General features: G+C 70.3%; 11 protein-coding genes, 1 tRNA gene and 1 pseudogene. 6 read left to right on the top strand and 7 right to left on the bottom strand.

What is annotated here, in order from left to right; translation table 11 throughout:
• Positions 1-16 precede the first annotated feature (16 nt).
• The 4 genes from ABEA82_RS03135 to ABEA82_RS03150 form a co-directional block, all read right to left on the bottom strand.
• Entirely contained in the window at positions 17-1,426 is a 1,410-nt protein-coding gene (locus ABEA82_RS03135; protein ID WP_345659770.1) for a Cys-Gln thioester bond-forming surface protein, read from the bottom strand.
• A 278-nt stretch (positions 1,427-1,704) separates the two neighbouring features.
• Entirely contained in the window at positions 1,705-2,181 is a 477-nt protein-coding gene (locus ABEA82_RS03140) for a single-stranded DNA-binding protein (RefSeq protein WP_345659771.1), read from the bottom strand.
• Positions 2,182-2,638: 457 nt separating this feature from the next.
• Positions 2,639-4,735 (bottom strand): YfjP family GTPase, encoded by a 2,097-nt coding sequence (locus ABEA82_RS03145; RefSeq protein ID WP_425588470.1) that lies wholly within the window; start codon positions 4,733-4,735, stop codon positions 2,639-2,641.
• Between the two features lie 3 nt (positions 4,736-4,738).
• Positions 4,739-6,346 (bottom strand): dynamin family protein, encoded by a 1,608-nt coding sequence (locus tag ABEA82_RS03150; RefSeq protein WP_345659773.1) that lies wholly within the window; start codon positions 6,344-6,346, stop codon positions 4,739-4,741.
• A gap of 321 nt (positions 6,347-6,667) precedes the next feature.
• Here ABEA82_RS03150 and ABEA82_RS03155 point away from each other — a divergent pair.
• A tRNA-Arg gene (locus tag ABEA82_RS03155) sits at positions 6,668-6,740 on the top strand.
• Positions 6,741-6,888: 148 nt separating this feature from the next.
• Here ABEA82_RS03155 and ABEA82_RS03160 read toward each other — a convergent pair.
• A pseudogene (locus tag ABEA82_RS03160) lies at positions 6,889-7,047 on the bottom strand (RecX family transcriptional regulator); the annotation flags it as partial.
• 468 nt (positions 7,048-7,515) lie between these two features.
• Entirely contained in the window at positions 7,516-8,478 is a 963-nt protein-coding gene (locus tag ABEA82_RS03165) for a zinc-dependent alcohol dehydrogenase family protein (RefSeq protein WP_345659774.1), read from the bottom strand.
• A 166-nt stretch (positions 8,479-8,644) separates the two neighbouring features.
• Between ABEA82_RS03165 and ABEA82_RS03170 the strand changes: the two genes are divergently transcribed.
• Positions 8,645-9,289, top strand: coding sequence for a TetR/AcrR family transcriptional regulator (locus tag ABEA82_RS03170; protein WP_345659775.1), 645 nt, complete (start codon positions 8,645-8,647; stop codon positions 9,287-9,289).
• A 40-nt stretch (positions 9,290-9,329) separates the two neighbouring features.
• Here the strand turns inward: ABEA82_RS03170 and ABEA82_RS03175 are convergent, their stop codons facing one another.
• Positions 9,330-10,061, bottom strand: coding sequence for a hypothetical protein (locus ABEA82_RS03175; RefSeq protein WP_345659776.1), 732 nt, complete (start codon positions 10,059-10,061; stop codon positions 9,330-9,332).
• A 1,553-nt stretch (positions 10,062-11,614) separates the two neighbouring features.
• Here ABEA82_RS03175 and ABEA82_RS03180 point away from each other — a divergent pair.
• The 4 genes from ABEA82_RS03180 to ABEA82_RS03195 all read left to right on the top strand — a co-directional run bounded on the left by ABEA82_RS03180 (position 11,615) and on the right by ABEA82_RS03195 (position 15,123).
• The gene (locus tag ABEA82_RS03180; protein WP_345659777.1) at positions 11,615-12,457 is read left to right on the top strand and encodes a TauD/TfdA dioxygenase family protein; all 843 of its coding nucleotides are present in this window, start codon (positions 11,615-11,617) and stop codon (positions 12,455-12,457) included.
• 37 nt (positions 12,458-12,494) lie between these two features.
• Complete coding sequence (locus tag ABEA82_RS03185) at positions 12,495-13,637, top strand: nucleotidyltransferase family protein (protein WP_345659778.1); 1,143 nt, start codon at positions 12,495-12,497, stop codon at positions 13,635-13,637.
• Positions 13,638-13,699: 62 nt separating this feature from the next.
• Positions 13,700-13,966 (top strand): phosphopantetheine-binding protein, encoded by a 267-nt coding sequence (locus tag ABEA82_RS03190; protein ID WP_345659779.1) that lies wholly within the window; start codon positions 13,700-13,702, stop codon positions 13,964-13,966.
• Positions 13,963-15,123 (top strand): acyl-CoA dehydrogenase family protein, encoded by a 1,161-nt coding sequence (locus tag ABEA82_RS03195; protein WP_345659780.1) that lies wholly within the window; start codon positions 13,963-13,965, stop codon positions 15,121-15,123. The genes ABEA82_RS03190 and ABEA82_RS03195 overlap by 4 nt, the downstream gene beginning before the upstream one ends.
• Positions 15,124-15,135 lie beyond the last annotated feature (12 nt).

Below are 15,135 nucleotides of genomic sequence, written 5' to 3' on the forward strand. Positions count from 1 at the left end.
CCCGCCGGGGCCGCGGTCAGTCTCCCGTCGGCGTCTCCTTGCGGCGCAGTACGACCAGGGTCGCTCCGCCGAGCAGGACCAGGGTGATGGCGATCCCCGCGATCAGGGGTGTGACCTCGGAGCCGCCGGTTTCGGCGAGGTTGGTGTCCGTGGCCGTGCCGCCCACCGTCGCCGGGCTCGGTTCACTCAGGGTCTGGGTGGCCGTGCCCGTCTCGCTGCCCTGGGTCTGGCAGTCCAGCATGCCGGTGAAGCGCTTGGTGAAGCCGCCCGGGCCGTGGATCGTGAAGTCGTACGCCTGGTCCTCCTGGAGAGGCACCGTCACCGTACGGGACTCGCCCGGGGCGATGGTGTGCTCAAGGCCGGCCAGTTCGAAGGTGAACGGCTCGTCGCCCTTGTTCGAGGCGATGACGTCCACTCCCCCGTCGGCGCAGTTCTTCGCCGCCGACAGCGCCGGGATCGGCCCCTCCTTCGCCCAGGTCGCGCCGGCCGTCGCCGACACCGTCGACTCACTCGACCCGGCCAGGATCTGCGTCTGGCTCCGGCTCTCGGAGGCGAAGGCCCGGCCGACCGGCACGGTCGTCGAAGCCTGCACGGTCAGGTCGGCCGTGCCCGACTCCGTGTCCTCGGGCACGTCGAAGAACACCTGCCCGCCGTCGGCCGCGGACGTGAGGGCCTTGCCCTGCTTGTCGACGATCCGCACCCCGCTCGTGGCCGCGTCCGCGGGCGGCGACACCGTCACGCTGCTCGCGTTGGTGTGCACCGTCACCGGTCCGAGCCGCTCGCCCGGCCGCCCGGAGACCGCAGGCGGGTCGAGGGTGAGCGAGGCCCTGGGCTCGGGCAGGTCGCGGGCGTTCTTCTCCAGGTAGTCGGCGAGCTGCTCGGCCTGCGGGTCGAGGGCGTCGACGGCCACGTCGTCCGAGTAGCGCCAGATCGCCACCTGCGTGCCCGATGCCGCGTCCTGCTCGGTCAGCACGCCCCGGACACCCGCCTTCCGGGCGAGCGCCGCGAGGTCGTTCACCTGCGGATACGAGTTCTGCAGGATCCAGCGGATCCGCCCCGCGTCCTTGTTGGCACCCAGGGACGTGCCGCTCCACGGCGTCTCGTGGTACTTGGCATCCCGCTGCGTGGGGTTGTGCAGGTCGACGCAGTACGTCTGGAGCATGCCGCCGCCGTCGACGGACATCTCGAACAGACCCGCCGAGACCTGCTGGTCCCCGGTGCCACCGTGTATCACGGCGGTGCCGTACGTCTTGAGCCCCGCTATCGTGGCGGTCGCTCCGCCCTGACTCTGCGTGGTCTCGTCGGCGGCCGCCCGGCCGGCACCGGCCACCACGCCAGCGGCGACCAGCCCGGACACCAGGGTCGCGGCGCCGAGGCCGGCCGTCCCTCGCCTGCGTACGCGCACCGCAGAGAACGAAGCAATCACCAAATTCCCCTTCGAGCAGGACCCGTCGATGTGGGGGGTACGGTCCCACCAGCAGAATCAGAAGCCTCGCAGGCCCCAAGAGCCTCGAAAGCTTTCCCGGCATCCTAGGGATGCGACCGACCCCGCTCGCCGGTGAGACAGTCGGACGAGTGATCCGACTCGGAATCGTTATCGCCAAGATCCCTTGTGAGCAGGGCTTATCGACAAATCCACGCCTGACTTTCCGGTGTGCAGTTGCCGATAAGCGACAGTTCGGGCGGCTCACGCAGTGATTGACGTCACGTCAGCACTGCTGGTTCTGAAGGAGGTTGGGCTGCTGCCGCCGCCGTTTCCGCGGAACCGTCCGGCGGTGTCTCCCAGTTGGGCTCGGACTGTGCCGGCGCGCCCGCGGTCTCCGTCTTGCTCCCGCGCCGGAACGCCGAGGTGCCCCAGGCGAGATCGTGACCGATCGCCACCGCGTCGATGTCCGCCGAGGTCCAGTTCTGCCCCTCGCGCACATCGGACCGCACCTTCAGCCTGCCCTGCACAATCACGGGCTCCCCCACCGTCAGCGACGCCGCCGTGTTCGTGGCGAGCTGGCGGTTGGCCCACACCGTGAAGAAGTTGGTGTGCCCGTCCGTCCACACGTTCTTCTCCCGGTCCCAGTAGCGCGCGGTCGCCGCCAGCCGGAACCTCGCCGACGGGCCGGACGCCACCTCCCGGTACACCGGCTGCGTCGCCACTCGCCCGACCGCGCACACCATCGTCTCGTTCATCGCGAACCCCTCCCTCGCCCGGGCTCCGGCCCCGGTGCCGACACTCGTACGGGCCTGTCCCGTACCGCTGTGCCCACCAGACTGCCGCCGCCGGGCCGAGCCCGCTGAGCGCTGTGGACCACCGCTGACCTGTGGACAACGCCGCCACCCGGGCGGGTGATGCCGAGGGGGGTTGCGTACACACAGGGGGCCGCGTACTCACGGGGGCCGCGTACTCACGGGGGGCTGCGTACTCACGGGGGGCTGCGTACTCACGGGGGGCTGCGTACTCACGGGGGGGTCCGGCTTACTCATGGGCTGAGGGCGGCGCCCGGCCGGACGCCGCCCTCAGCCCATGGAGGCACACGGTCCGTCACAACCGTCATGCCTCCGAAGCCACCACTCGGGCCTCGAGCCCGCCCACCGCAGCTCCTGGATCCGGGAGCCATGAGCCGGGCTCAACGCCCCGGCGCCATCCTCATCTCCCCACTCCCACCACCCTCCCGTACTGCTCCCGAACCTCCCGGTACCGCAGCAACTCCGCCGCCACCGGATCCAGCACCCGTGCCCGCCCGCACCCGGCCGCCGCCTCCCGCAGCCGGCGTTCCGCCTCCAGGCCGTAGCGCCGGGCCGGGCCGCGCGCCGCCATCCGGCAGCTCCACTCGATGAGCGGTCCACCGACGATGCCGATGATCATCAGCAGCACCGGCACGCCGAGGTTCGGCGACATGATCTGGAGGATCTGCCCCAGCAGCCACAGACCACCCAGGAACTGAAGAATCGTCATGGACGCCTGGGCCAGCACGGCCATCGGCCACCACCCCGGCCGCGGCGGCCGCCCCGTTGGCACTCCCGCGCGCACGCTCAGCTCGTCCAGCGCCTCGGGCAGCCCCTGGGAGCCCCGGGCGGCCGCCTCGCGCACCGCCTGGGCCCAGGGTGCGGGCAGCCCGGCCGAGGCACGGTCGGCCACCATCCGCACCGCCGTCTCGACCCGCTGCCTGGCGGTGGCCTCCTCGTCGGCCTGCGTGCGTCCGGCGAGCCGGCCCGTGGTGGGCTCGCCGCGATCCTGGTACCAGCGCCACAACCGCAGCCAGGGAGTACCACAGGCGCGGTTGGCGTTGCGCAGCCACGCGCGCTCGGCCGCCTCCCCCGCCGCCGTGGCGCCCACCGCGTCCGCGAGCCGGTCGGAGAACTCCTCCCGGGCCTGTTCGCTGAGCCCGGTCCGCCGCCGGGTGGCGTAGACGGGCCTGAGCCGGGCCGCCGCGATGTCGACGTCGGCCGAGATACGGCGGGCCGGTGCCGTGCGCTCCGCGACGAACTGGCCGAGCGATTCGCGCAGTTCGCCGACGCCCTCCCCGGTGAGCGCGGACAGTGCGAGGACGGTCGTACCGGGTTCGCCGAACTCCCCGAGGGCGATGCCGTCCTCGTCGAGGAGCCGCCGCAGGTCGTCGAGGACCTGCTCGGCGGCCTCCCCGGGCAGCCGGTCGACCTGGTTGAGGACGACGAACATGACCTCCGCGTGGGCCGCCATCGGCCGCAGATAGCGCTCATGGAGGACGGCGTCGGCGTACTTCTCCGGGTCGACGACCCAGATGACCGCGTCGACGAGCCCCAGGACGCGGTCGACGTGCTCACGGTGCTGTACGACCGCCGAGTCGTGGTCGGGCAGGTCGATCAGGACGAGCCCGCGAAGGGGCGACTCCGCGTCCCCGGCGGTGGGCAGCGGGCGCCGGCGCAGCCGCGGTGGGATGCCGAGCCGTTCGATGAGGTTCGCCGCCCCGTCGCTCCAACTGCACGCGATGGGTGCCGCTGTGGTGGGACGGCGCAGGCCGGTCTCCGAGATGGCCACCCCGGCGAGCGCGTTGAACAGCTGCGACTTGCCGCTGCCCGTGGCGCCCGCGATGGCGACGACGGTGTGCTGCCCGGAGAGCCTGCGGCGCGCGGACGCCTCGTCGAGCACCCGTCCCGCCCGTGCCAGCGTCCGGCTGTCGAGCCGGGTACGGGACAGCCCCACCAGTTCGCGCAACGCCTCCAGCCGGGAGCGCAGCCCCGAGTCGTACACCAACGGGGCCACCGTCTGCGGCGTGGCTGCACGGCTGTCCATGACGACGTACTCGTCGCCCCCGACGGTCTCGTTGACCCGCCGCGCGATGAGCCCGTCGTCCCAGGCGTCGGTGGAGTCGGTGTGGTCCATGGAGTCGGGACGGCCCCGGGATTCCGAACGTCCCCCGGCCTCCGAACGGCTCGCGGCACCCGTCCGGCTCGCGGCACCCGTCGTGCTCGCGGGATCCGTCCTGCTCCCGGTATCCGTCCTGCTCCCGGTATCCGTACGGCCCGTCGAGCCCCTACTCGAGGAGGAGTCACCGTCCCGCACGCGCGCGTGGGCGGTGCCGTCCCCGCCCTCGCTCCCGCTCCCGCTCCCGCTCCCGCTCCCGCTCCCGCTCCCGGACGGATTCTCGGCCGTCCGCGCCGCCGTCTTCGCGTGTGAGCTCTCGGCGTCGGCGGATCCGGCCTTGCTCCCGTCCCCCGGCTGATCGGCGTGCTCGGTGTGGTCCTGGTCAGTGACGGCGGTCACCGGTCACCTCTCCTTCTGCAGTACGGACAGCGCGGCGATGAGTTCGGCCTGCGGCTCCGGATGGACTTCGAGCGCGTCGAGCGGGGCGAGCCGGCGCTCGCGTTCGACGTGCAGGACCCGGTCCACGTAGTCGGAGAGCAGCCGCCCGGCCCGGTCGCGCAGCCGCAGCGCGGCGTGGGCGCCGATCCGCTCGGCGAGGCTCTCCCCTGCCATCCGCCCCCGTCGGCCGCCCAGCAGGGAGGTGGCGAGCAGGGCGGCCACCTGCTCGGGGTCGGGCGCGAGGTTCCGGTCGAGCTCGCGCACCTCGTCATCGGCGTACTCCTCGAGCTCCCGCCGCCAGCGTCGTACGGCGAGTCCGATCCGGTGCTCGGCGCTCTCCGCCGCGGGTTCACGGTCGGCGAGCCCGGGTGCGGCCGCGGCCGGTTCGCGCCGCCAGGCGTCGTCGATGCGCTCGTCGGCAGCGGTGACGGCGCACAGCAGCAGCGTGCTCAGGCTCTCCACGAGCGCGTCGAGGAGTTCACCGGCGGTGCAGTCCAGGGGGAAGGCGCGCCACCGCTTGAGGGCGTCCCCGGCGAGCACGGCCCCGGCCTGCAATCGGCCCCGCACGCGCGTGTACTCGCTGTCGTACGCCCCGTCGACGGCGGCGGTGAGCCGCAGGGCGGCGGCGTACTGCGCGGCGGCGGCACCGGCGAGTGCGGGCATCCGGGACTTGAGGGAGTCGAGGACGCCGTGGGCGGTGCGGGCCAGGACCTGCTGGCGGGCCGCCGGGTCCTGGACCAGGTGGACCAGCCAGCTGCGCAGCTGGGCCACGGCGGTGGCCGGCAGCAGCCCGCCGCCCCAGGCCGACTCGGGCAGTTCGGGCACGGTGAACCGCGGCACGTGCCCGAGACCGGCCTTGGTGAGCAGGGCCCCGTACTGCCGGGACACCTCGGCGACCACCTGGTGGGGCACCCGGTCGAGGACGGTGACGAGGGTCACGTCGTACTCCTTGGCGGTGCGCAGCATGTGCCAGGGCACGGCGTCGGCGTAGCGGGCGGCCGTGGTGACCATGATCCAGATGTCGGCAGCGCAGATCAGCTCGGCGGCCAGGACGCGGTTGTCGGAGACCAGGGAGTCGATGTCGGGTGCGTCGAGGAGGGCGAGGCCGGGCGGGAGCGTGGCGGCGGTCTCGACGCGCAGCACGCGCGCGGGGTTCTCGCCCGGGAGCAGCAGGTCGTCCGTGGATTCCTGCTGGGCCACCCACACGCGCGTCAGGTCTGGCAGCACCCTCATCCCGCTGAACCAGTGCTGGTCCTCCGGATGGCAGACCAGTACGGGGGTCCGTGTCGTCGGCCGCAGCACGCCCGCCTCACTGACCCGCCGCCCCACGAGCGAGTTCACCAAGGTCGACTTTCCGGCTCCGGTCGATCCGCCCACGACGGCCAGAAGCGGCGCTTCGGGCTCCCGCAACCGGGGCACCAAGTAGTCGTCGAGCTGCGCGAGCAGTTCGTCGCGGTTGGCACGCGCGCGTGGGGCCCCCGCCAGGGGCAGCGGGAAGCGTGCGGCGGCGACACGGTCGCGCAGGGCGGAAAGTGCGTCGAGCAGCTGAGGCCGTACGTCCAAGGTCACCACATGCGAAGAATGCCCAATTTTAGGGGATTACTGAAGCATATGAGCATGTCTGCGCGCCGACGGAACACAAGGGACGGAAGGGACTAGTGGGACAGGGGCACACTCCAGGCATAACGAGTGCACAACACCCGATGCGTCAGGCGCCAAAAGCGATGCACGATTCGTACCTGCCTGCGATTATCAGGACCGCTTCACCGAACCTCCACATCGAGCCACGGAGGCGAAGCAACAGGGACAAGGACGCGGGAGCCCTATCCTTGTCCCCGGCAACGTCACGGATCGGCCCACACCAGGGCACCACGACAGAGGCCACCACACCCGGCCCCCGTAGCTCAGTGGATAGAGCAGGCGCCTTCTAAGCGCTTGGCCGCAGGTTCGAGTCCTGCCGGGGGCGCAAGTCTCCGCCCTCCCTTTGGGGAGGGCTTTTTGCTGGTCAGAGCAGTTCTCGGTTGGTGAGACGAAGCTCCGGACGCCCACTTGGTGATCAAGGCGGGCTCCAGGGCTGTCCGGCTGGTACCGGGTTTCTGCGGGTGGCCGCGTCGAGGTGCGATGCCCCTGCGTTCCAGCTCGTGCACCAGCCTGCGAGGCCCCCAGCCGGGATGCCGACGCCGCGACTCACACACGACTGCCTCCACCTCCCCGGCGATCCGATGCGGACACGAGGCCGGGCGATGCCACCGGCCCGCCAGACCCGCGAGGCCCCGACTGCTCCTACTTCCTCATTTATGAGGGGGCTCCCATCCCGCACACCGTCGACCCAGGCAGAGCCGAGCAGACGCGGCCCATGGCGTACGGGATGGGAGCTGGGGGCGGTGGTGGGCTGAGGGGAGATGCTCGGCTCGCCAGTGGATTTGAGTCTGCGTACGTCAGCGAATGGCCAACCCGCCCTCATGCGCTCGATGGGGCGGTACTGGCGCCGGCGTTTCCCTGTGCTCCGTTTCGTCTGCGCCGCCACCGATCCCACGCAGCAAACAAGGCGAGCGCAAGCAGGGAAAACGCGATGCCGTACAGGGGTAGCCAGCGGGTCGTTTCCTCCGCCTTGCAGTTGTTCTCGGCTTCTCTTTGGACAGCTTCAGGAACCCGGTTGGTGGCCTTCTCAGGGTGCTTGGCCACGATCTGAGCGGGTCCCATTTCGTTGACTGGGGCCGCGAACACCGTCCCGGCCCGGCTCAGGGCGCCAGCACAACCCTGCCGAACACCTTCCCCGCGTCCATCTCACGGTGGGTCAGCACCGCCTGGTCCAGCGGCAACACCGCATGCACGACTGTGCGCAGGTCCCCGTGCGCAGCATCGGCGAAGTGGGACGACCGCACGGCCTGCCGGTCGGGGCCGGGCACGGTGTCAGAGCTGAAAGTGGCGAACGACAACGACCTGCGGAAGGCGTCCATCAGCCGCATGCCGAAGTCCGCCGGCGGCTGCCCACCGACCACACCGACAGCCACGTACCGCCCGTTGGAGGTCAACTTGTCCAGGAAAAGGGAAAGCTGGGGACCCCCCACGACATCGATCACCACGTCGAAGCCCGCCGGTGAGTCCGAGCCGCCCTCACCGGAGCGGTCAAGGACATGAGTCGCGCCCAAGTCCCGCAGGCGGGCGCCACGCTCCACCGACGAGGTGGTGACCGCCACCGCGTTCGCACCGCCCCTGGCTGCGAGCTGGACCGCCGTAATCCCGATGCTGCCCGCAGCACCGCGCACGAGCACCGTCTCGCCGGACGTGAAACGGGCCCGGTCCAGGGCGAAGTGGGCGACCACGCCGGAGCCGCCGAGGGTCACCGCGTCAGCGCCGGTCAGGCCGTCGGGCAGCGGAAGGACGTCCTCGATCAAGGCGACGGCCTGCTCGGCGTACCCACCGGACAGGCCGGTGAACGCCCACACCCGCCGCCCGATCCACGAGGCGTCCACGCCCCCTCCCACCGCGGTGACCTTTCCCGCAACCTCGCTGCCGAGGATATGGCCCTCCCGGAAGCCGTAGGCGGCAAGCGTTCCCCGGCGGATCACGGCGTCCACGCCGCCTACCCCGATCGCCTCCGTGGCGATCCGCACCTGCCCCGGGGCAGGAACGGGCGCGGGCACATCGACGATCTCCAGGCCATCGGGGTCTCCGAACGTCCTGATCACGACGGCTTTCATCTCGGCTCCTCGGGTCGGTGGAAGGACGGATCGCAGCTGCTGCGGCCGCGGGCGTCGAGCCGGCCCCCACGGCCGGGGCACCACCGGCAAAGTGCCGGGACGGGGCGGCAGCACCGCCATCGGACCGTAACGGACGCCCCCGTCCGTTTGGCTAAAGTGAGAATCGATGACCAGTCGTTTGCCTCAGACCGTGCGCTCCGACGCCCGAGACAACCGCGCCCGCATCCTGGACGCCGCCCGCGCGGTGTTCGGCGAAGAGGGCCTGAGTGCGCCCATGCGCGAGGTCGCCCGGCACGCAGGCGTCGGCCCCGCCACGCTGTACCGGCACTTCCCGGCCAAACAGGCACTGATCGCGGAGACCTTCGCCGAGCAGCGGCGAGCCTGCCACGCCGCCGTCCGCGACGCCCTTTCGGACCCGGACCCGTGGCACGGATTCCGGAGCCTGATCGAGCGGATCTGCGAACTCCACGCGCACAGCCGGGGATTCGCCGACGCCTTCATGACGGCCTTCCCCGAGGCCATGGACTTCGCCGCCGACCAAGAGCAGACTCTGCGCGCGGTCGGAGAACTGGCCCGCCGCGCCCAGGAGACCGGCCAGCTGCGTCCCGGCTTCGTCGTCGACGACCTGATCCTCATGCTCATGGCCCACCGGGGCCTCCAAGGCACGCCGCGTGCCGCCCGGGCCACGGCCTCCCGCCGCTTCGCCGCCTACGTGATCGAGGCGTTCCGCGCCGCACCAGAGACGGGAGCGCCTACGCCGTTGCCGCCAGCACCACGCCTGCAGCTCACAGGCTCCCCCAGCACGCCGTAAATTCCGTCACCTGCAGGTCCGTCAGTTCTAAGAGCAGTGTTCAGCGAGGCGGCTGTGTGCCTGGGTACAGCTCGATACGCAGGTTGTCGTCGTCGACGATGACGTATGTGGGGCCGGTGTGGTGGTGCCAGCCCAGAGGTAGGGCGTAATAGCGCTGGTCGCGCTGGACGAGCAAGCGCAGCTGGCTGTACCGGTACCGGTAGTGCTGGTCCTTTCCCAGGTCCTCCACCAGTGGACCGGGGGACCCCGGCATGCTGAGACGATCGGTGCTGAGGACCACCACGGCAGTGCGACTCACCAAATGGTCGGCTGTTCGTTCTGCGGCTGCTCTGCCTTGCTGGCCTGCCGCCATACCGGCCGCCCACACCAACAGCAATGCTGCCATAGTGAGGCTCACTCCCCGCTGCCAGGGCTTCTGGTCGCCAGGCGTGAACAACCCCATCAGCAAGCCGAAGGCCACGGTGACGGGGGCGGTCCAGCCAAAAGGCTGGACGTAAGGCCAGAAGGCCATGAGACAGAGTCCGGCGAGGACAAACAGTAAGTGCCGCCGGGCAATCTCTGTGCCCACCTGTTGGGCGCTTCGCGTGATCCGTTCAGAGAGTCCCAGAGAGGCCAAGGCCTGGGGCAGCCGAGGCATGATCACCATCACGGTCATTACGGCAAGTACCGGCATGGTGATCAGCTGCAGGCTCTTGAGTGCAATCTCGGTAAAGCTCAGGCCTAGCGAGAAGGACTGCAGGCGGAAATAGGAGTAGAAAGCGTTGTTGTACATCGCCCCCGCGTAAAACATCAAGGCTGTGAAGAGCGAGCCGGCGGCGACAACGGTGTTGATCCATTCGGCCGAGTTGGTGTTCGCCTCTGTCGGCAGAGGAGGGCGACGCGATGGGCGGACAGGGCTTCGCGTACCAGCCTGCGGAGGTAGGCGTCGAGGACGCGGTGTGGGCCTGGGAGCCAACGACGGGTCGTTCACGGCCGTTGGTCGGCGAGCATTTGGCTGCCCCGGTCGAAAACGGGGCCGGGGCAGCGGAGATCGGCCTGAGGCTGGAGGGTTCGGCATGGTACCTCTACGAGGTGGGTGGCGGCGGTGTCACGCCGGGTGAGCTGATCCTGGTAGAAGGATCATGCGGCGTAGCCGAAGCGCTGATGACTGGGCTCTCCGAGCAGTCAGAGCCTGGGTCGCACGTATCCGCGGGCTCTACGACGGGCGGTTCTGGACAGTCGGATCCTTCTTCACACGGGTCGGTGGGTTCCTCTGTAGGCCCAACGCTCGGGTTGTAGGGATCTTCGTGTCCGGTCGTCTCCGCCGAGGGCGAAGCCACCGGCGGCACCTCAGGGTCTCCAGTGCTCCGACGACTCTCACTGCTCGCACCTGGCCCGGATGACTCACGGCTTCCGCGCCTACCCTCGCTCGCGGTGGAGTGGCTGGAGCCGGGGCTGGACGAAACCGTTGGCGATGAGGGCGCCTGAGTGCCTGGTGTGGACCGAGTGCAGCCAACGGCCAAGAAGGCGCACAGCGCGCAGCAGGCTGCTGGATATGTCTTCCGCAGTCTTAAGCCCATATCCCCCCCGAAGTGGACGCCAATGGTATGGGATCCGACGCAAGGCGACCACCAGGACCACTCTTTCGGATGACTGCGGCAACGAGGTCAGGGCGCATCTTCGGAAATCACGGGGGCGTTAAGGATTTCCGGTTCCGCAGCGTCCGTGCCCGGACAGCGTGTCAGGGCCGCTCGTTCTCGATCAATAGGACCAAGGTCCCACGCCCGCCCCGCTGATATCCGGCGGAGTCTGCGGTGTAATGCATCGGGCGCCAGGCGGCTTGAAGGGAGGGGACCCCATGATGAGGGACGCGTCCGATGGCGAGTTCGTCATACGGCCAGTGACCCAGGCATATGGGGCCGCACTCCGGCTCATGTACCGCAGATGTACGCCACTCACGCCGCTACCACCAGTTGCTGACCACGTGCCCGGAGATCCCTGCGGATCGCTCGTGCGCCCTGCTGTCGCGGGACGCCGGTACGGACGCTCTGCCGGCTGTCCCCGTCGGGGACCCGGGCCGCAATCGCGCGGGGCGGCACCGCCCCGTACCGCCCCGGTGTTGCGGAGGTCTGGGTGCTGCAACGCGGAGGAGTGGGGCGGCTGTTACCGCGCCGGCTCGCGGAGCGGTGCGGTCGGCGGGGCATGACGGCGCTCGCGGCTCAGACTCTCTGAGGCCGACGCACACCGCTGGGTGCGGTGCGCGAGGAGGCGGGCGGTCCCGTGGAGTACGGGCCGCTCTCCGACACGTACGGATGACGGCGAAACTTGCGGCAAGGAGTCCTTCGGATGTTCAGTTGTAAGCCCCTGAACGGATCTTTCGGCGTCGAGGTGTTCGACGCCGGCCTCGGCACGCCGGAGGCCGAGGAGCACGCGGCGGAACTCATCGAGGCACTGCACAGACACCAGTTACTTCTCTTCTCGGGCCAGAGTCTCACCGCCGAGGCACAGTTGAAGGTGACTTCCCTCTTCGGCCGGCCCATGCTGCCGTGGGACCCCACGCACGCCCACCCGGACAGTCCGTACGTCGAGGTGTTCCGCGAATCTCCGCCCCGCGCGTACAGGCGGCCCGCCGAACACTGGCACAGCGACGCCTCGTTCCGGGCGGAGCCCACGGACACCACGCTCCTGTACGGGGTCGCGGTGCCGCCGGAAGGCGGCCGAACCCACTTCAACGACATCCGCCTGCCGCTGGCCGCGCTGCCGGCCCGGCTGCGCGAGCGGATCGCCTCGCTGCACGCCGTACACGACTTCGGGCGCAACTTCTCGACCTTGCGGCGGGCCTCGAAGCGCGTGTCGGACGAGGAGGCACAGGCCGAGCTCGCCGCCTTCCCGCCCGTGACGCATCCGCTGGTCCGCCCCCACCCGGTCACCGGTGAGCCGGCCCTGTACCTGAACGAGATGTGCCTGGACCGGGTCGTCGACCTGCCCGAGGACGAGAGCCGCGAGCTGCTCGAGGAGCTGTACGCCCACACGCTGCACCCCCGGTGGCAGTACGTCCATGTCTGGCGCCCCGGCGACCTGCTGGTGTGGGACAACCCCTCGCTGCTCCACCGCGGCGAGGCCGTTCCCCCCGGTCTGCACCGCCGGGTCCACCGTACGACCGCCCAGTACGCCGGACAGGCGCGTTGAGCCCTGCCCGGCCGCGCACCGAGTCTGGAGGCACCGGGTGACCGAGCGCTCGGAGCGCGAGAACGCCTGGCGGCTGCTGGGCCACGTATGCACGGCGGATCTGGATCCGCGGGCTGCGGCAGCCGCTGCCGAGCTGCTCAGCGGCCCGCTGGACGTCGATGAGCTGATCAGCCAGGCGGCCCGGCACGCGCTGCTCCCGGCCCTGGCAGCCCATGTCATCGAGGTGGAGCGCACCGATCTGTTCCCACTGGAGCTGCGGCGGCATCTGATCGATTCGCTGTACTGGAACCGGCACAAGACCGCGCTCGCCACCGCCGAGGCGCTCCGCATCGGCGCCGCGGCCGACGCGTCCGGGATGTCTCTGGCCTGCACGAAGGGCGTCGTGTGCCAGTTCACCACGTACGGCGGCCGGGGGGTCAGGGCCTTCGGCGACATCGATCTCATGGCGCACCCCGACGACCGGGAGAAGGTCGCGGCACTCCTCGGCGATCTGGGCTACTCCGGCGCTGTGACGTACGACCACAAGGCCGGTCGGGTGGTGGAGCTGGGGCGGGCCGACAAGGCTCTCTACCGGCTCCACCGCGATCACCTGCCGCACTTCCTGCGGGTGACGGAGGGGGAGAGCATTCCCTTCCATGTGGTCGACGTCGCCTTCAGCCTCACCTGGCAGACCAGTGGCTGGCAGTTACCCATGGACGAGGTGCTCGCCGATCTGGAACAGGTGGCCGTTCCGGGACCTTCGGGGGGTGACGTGCTGCCGGCCCTGGCCGTCCCGTACGACTTCCTCTTCCTGGTCCTCCATCTGTTCCGGGAAGCCTGGTTCCAGCGCACGATCCTCAAGAAAAACGTGCGGCTGGGGCAGTTCGCCGACATCTGCCGGTTCTGGTGGCTGCGGGGCAGGGATCACGCCGCGGAGATCTCCCGGCTGGTCGCCGCGCACGGTCTTCAGCCGCCGATCGCCTGGGTGTGCCATCACACGGACGCCGTCTTCGGCTCGGCTCTCGTCGCGGAACTCGGGCTCGACGGGTATGTGGCCGAAGACTGGGTGAACAGCGCGGGCGCCACCGATGGCAGTGGACTGGCCTGGCGGGGAAGCATGCGGGACCGGCTCCGCGACCGGGTTCCCCCTCAGCTGACCGCCGCCCCCCTGCCCTCCCTTGCCCGAGCCGTCCGCGCCTGACGGTGAATCGTGCAGTGAGAAGCGCGGCAGCTGGTTCATGAGAAGAACGACGGAGTGAAGCCATGACGAACCCCTGGGACGACCGCTTCGAGGCCCTCCTGCGCGACGCCCTGCGCTTCCTGCCACGGGATGAGGCACTCCGTCCCGACCTGGACACGAACGCCGCGGGCTTGGACTCGATGGCCATGGTGGAGCTGCTGCTGTCCCTTGAGACGGCCTATGACATCTCCATGCCGGACGAATTCCTGCGGCCGGAGACCTTCGCCAGCCCGGGCGCCCTGTGGGAAGCGGTCTGCGCGGTGCGCGCCATACAGAGCGAGCCGGCGTGACGGCGCCGGCGCTCACCTCCTCCGTGCTCTCCGTTCTGCGAGAACACGCGGCCCGGGTGGACACGCAGGGCGAGTTCCCCGTCAAGAGCCTCACCGCGCTGCGGGAGTCCGGACTGCTCGGATTGCTGGTGCCCCGGGCGTACGGCGGTGCAGACGGCGACCTGCGAACCTTCGTCGAGACGGCCCAGGAACTCGCGTCCGCGTGTCTGTCCACCGCCTCCGTCTGGGCGATGCACTGCCAACAAGTGGACGCCATCGCCAGGTTCGGCTCCGGCGAACTCCGCGACGACCTGCTGCCGTCCGTGGCCCGGGGCGAGACGTACATCGCCTCCGTCACCACGGAGCGGGCCAAAGGCGGCCATCTGCTGAGCGCGCAGCAGGCTCTGACCCAGCAGGACGGGCGGCTGTACATCGAGCGCCGGGCACCCGTCGTCACCGGCGGCCGCCACGCCGAAGGATTTCTCATCACGATGCGTGCGCATGAGGACGCCCGCCCGGATGAGGTCTCGCTGGTGTACGCGCAGCGCGAGCAGTTGGATGTCCAGGAGTCCGGGCGGTGGGACGCGATGGGCATGCGCGGCACCGAAAGCGTGGGGCTGGACCTTGCCGGCACGGTGCCCGCGACCCATGTCGTCGGCGAGCCGGGACGGTTCCGGACCGTGGCTGTCGAGAGCATGATCCCCCTGGCCCACCTGGGATGGGCGGCCTGCTGGCTGGGCGCGGCCCGGGGCTGCCTGCGCGAGCTCGTCGCACATGTGCGCAGGCCGGGCAGGAGCGGTGGTCCTGACCTCACCTCCGACCTGTTCCGTGAGCGACTGGCACGCATCCGGCTCGACCTGGAGCTCACCCATGCCTATCTGCACCGCGTCTGCCAGGAGGTCTCCGACAGGCGGGAACGAGGCGAGTCGCTCGACGCTCACGCGGTGCAGATCCATCTCAACTCGCTGAAGCTCGCGGCCTCGGAGCTGGCCTTCCGCGCGGTCGACCGCATGGTGGAGCTGGCGGGACTGTCGGCGGGGTACGCCAAGGGTTCCGGGCTGCCCCTCGAAAGGTGCTTCCGGGATCTGCGCTCGGCCAGCCTGAACTACGCCAACGACCGGCTGTGGGCGGCCAACGGGGCGCTGGTGCTCGTCGACCGTTCGGTGACTCTCGCCTGACGGTCGGCGCAA

The sequence above is a fragment of the Streptomyces venetus genome, assembly GCF_039540295.1.
Lineage (GTDB): Bacteria > Actinomycetota > Actinomycetes > Streptomycetales > Streptomycetaceae > Streptomyces > Streptomyces venetus.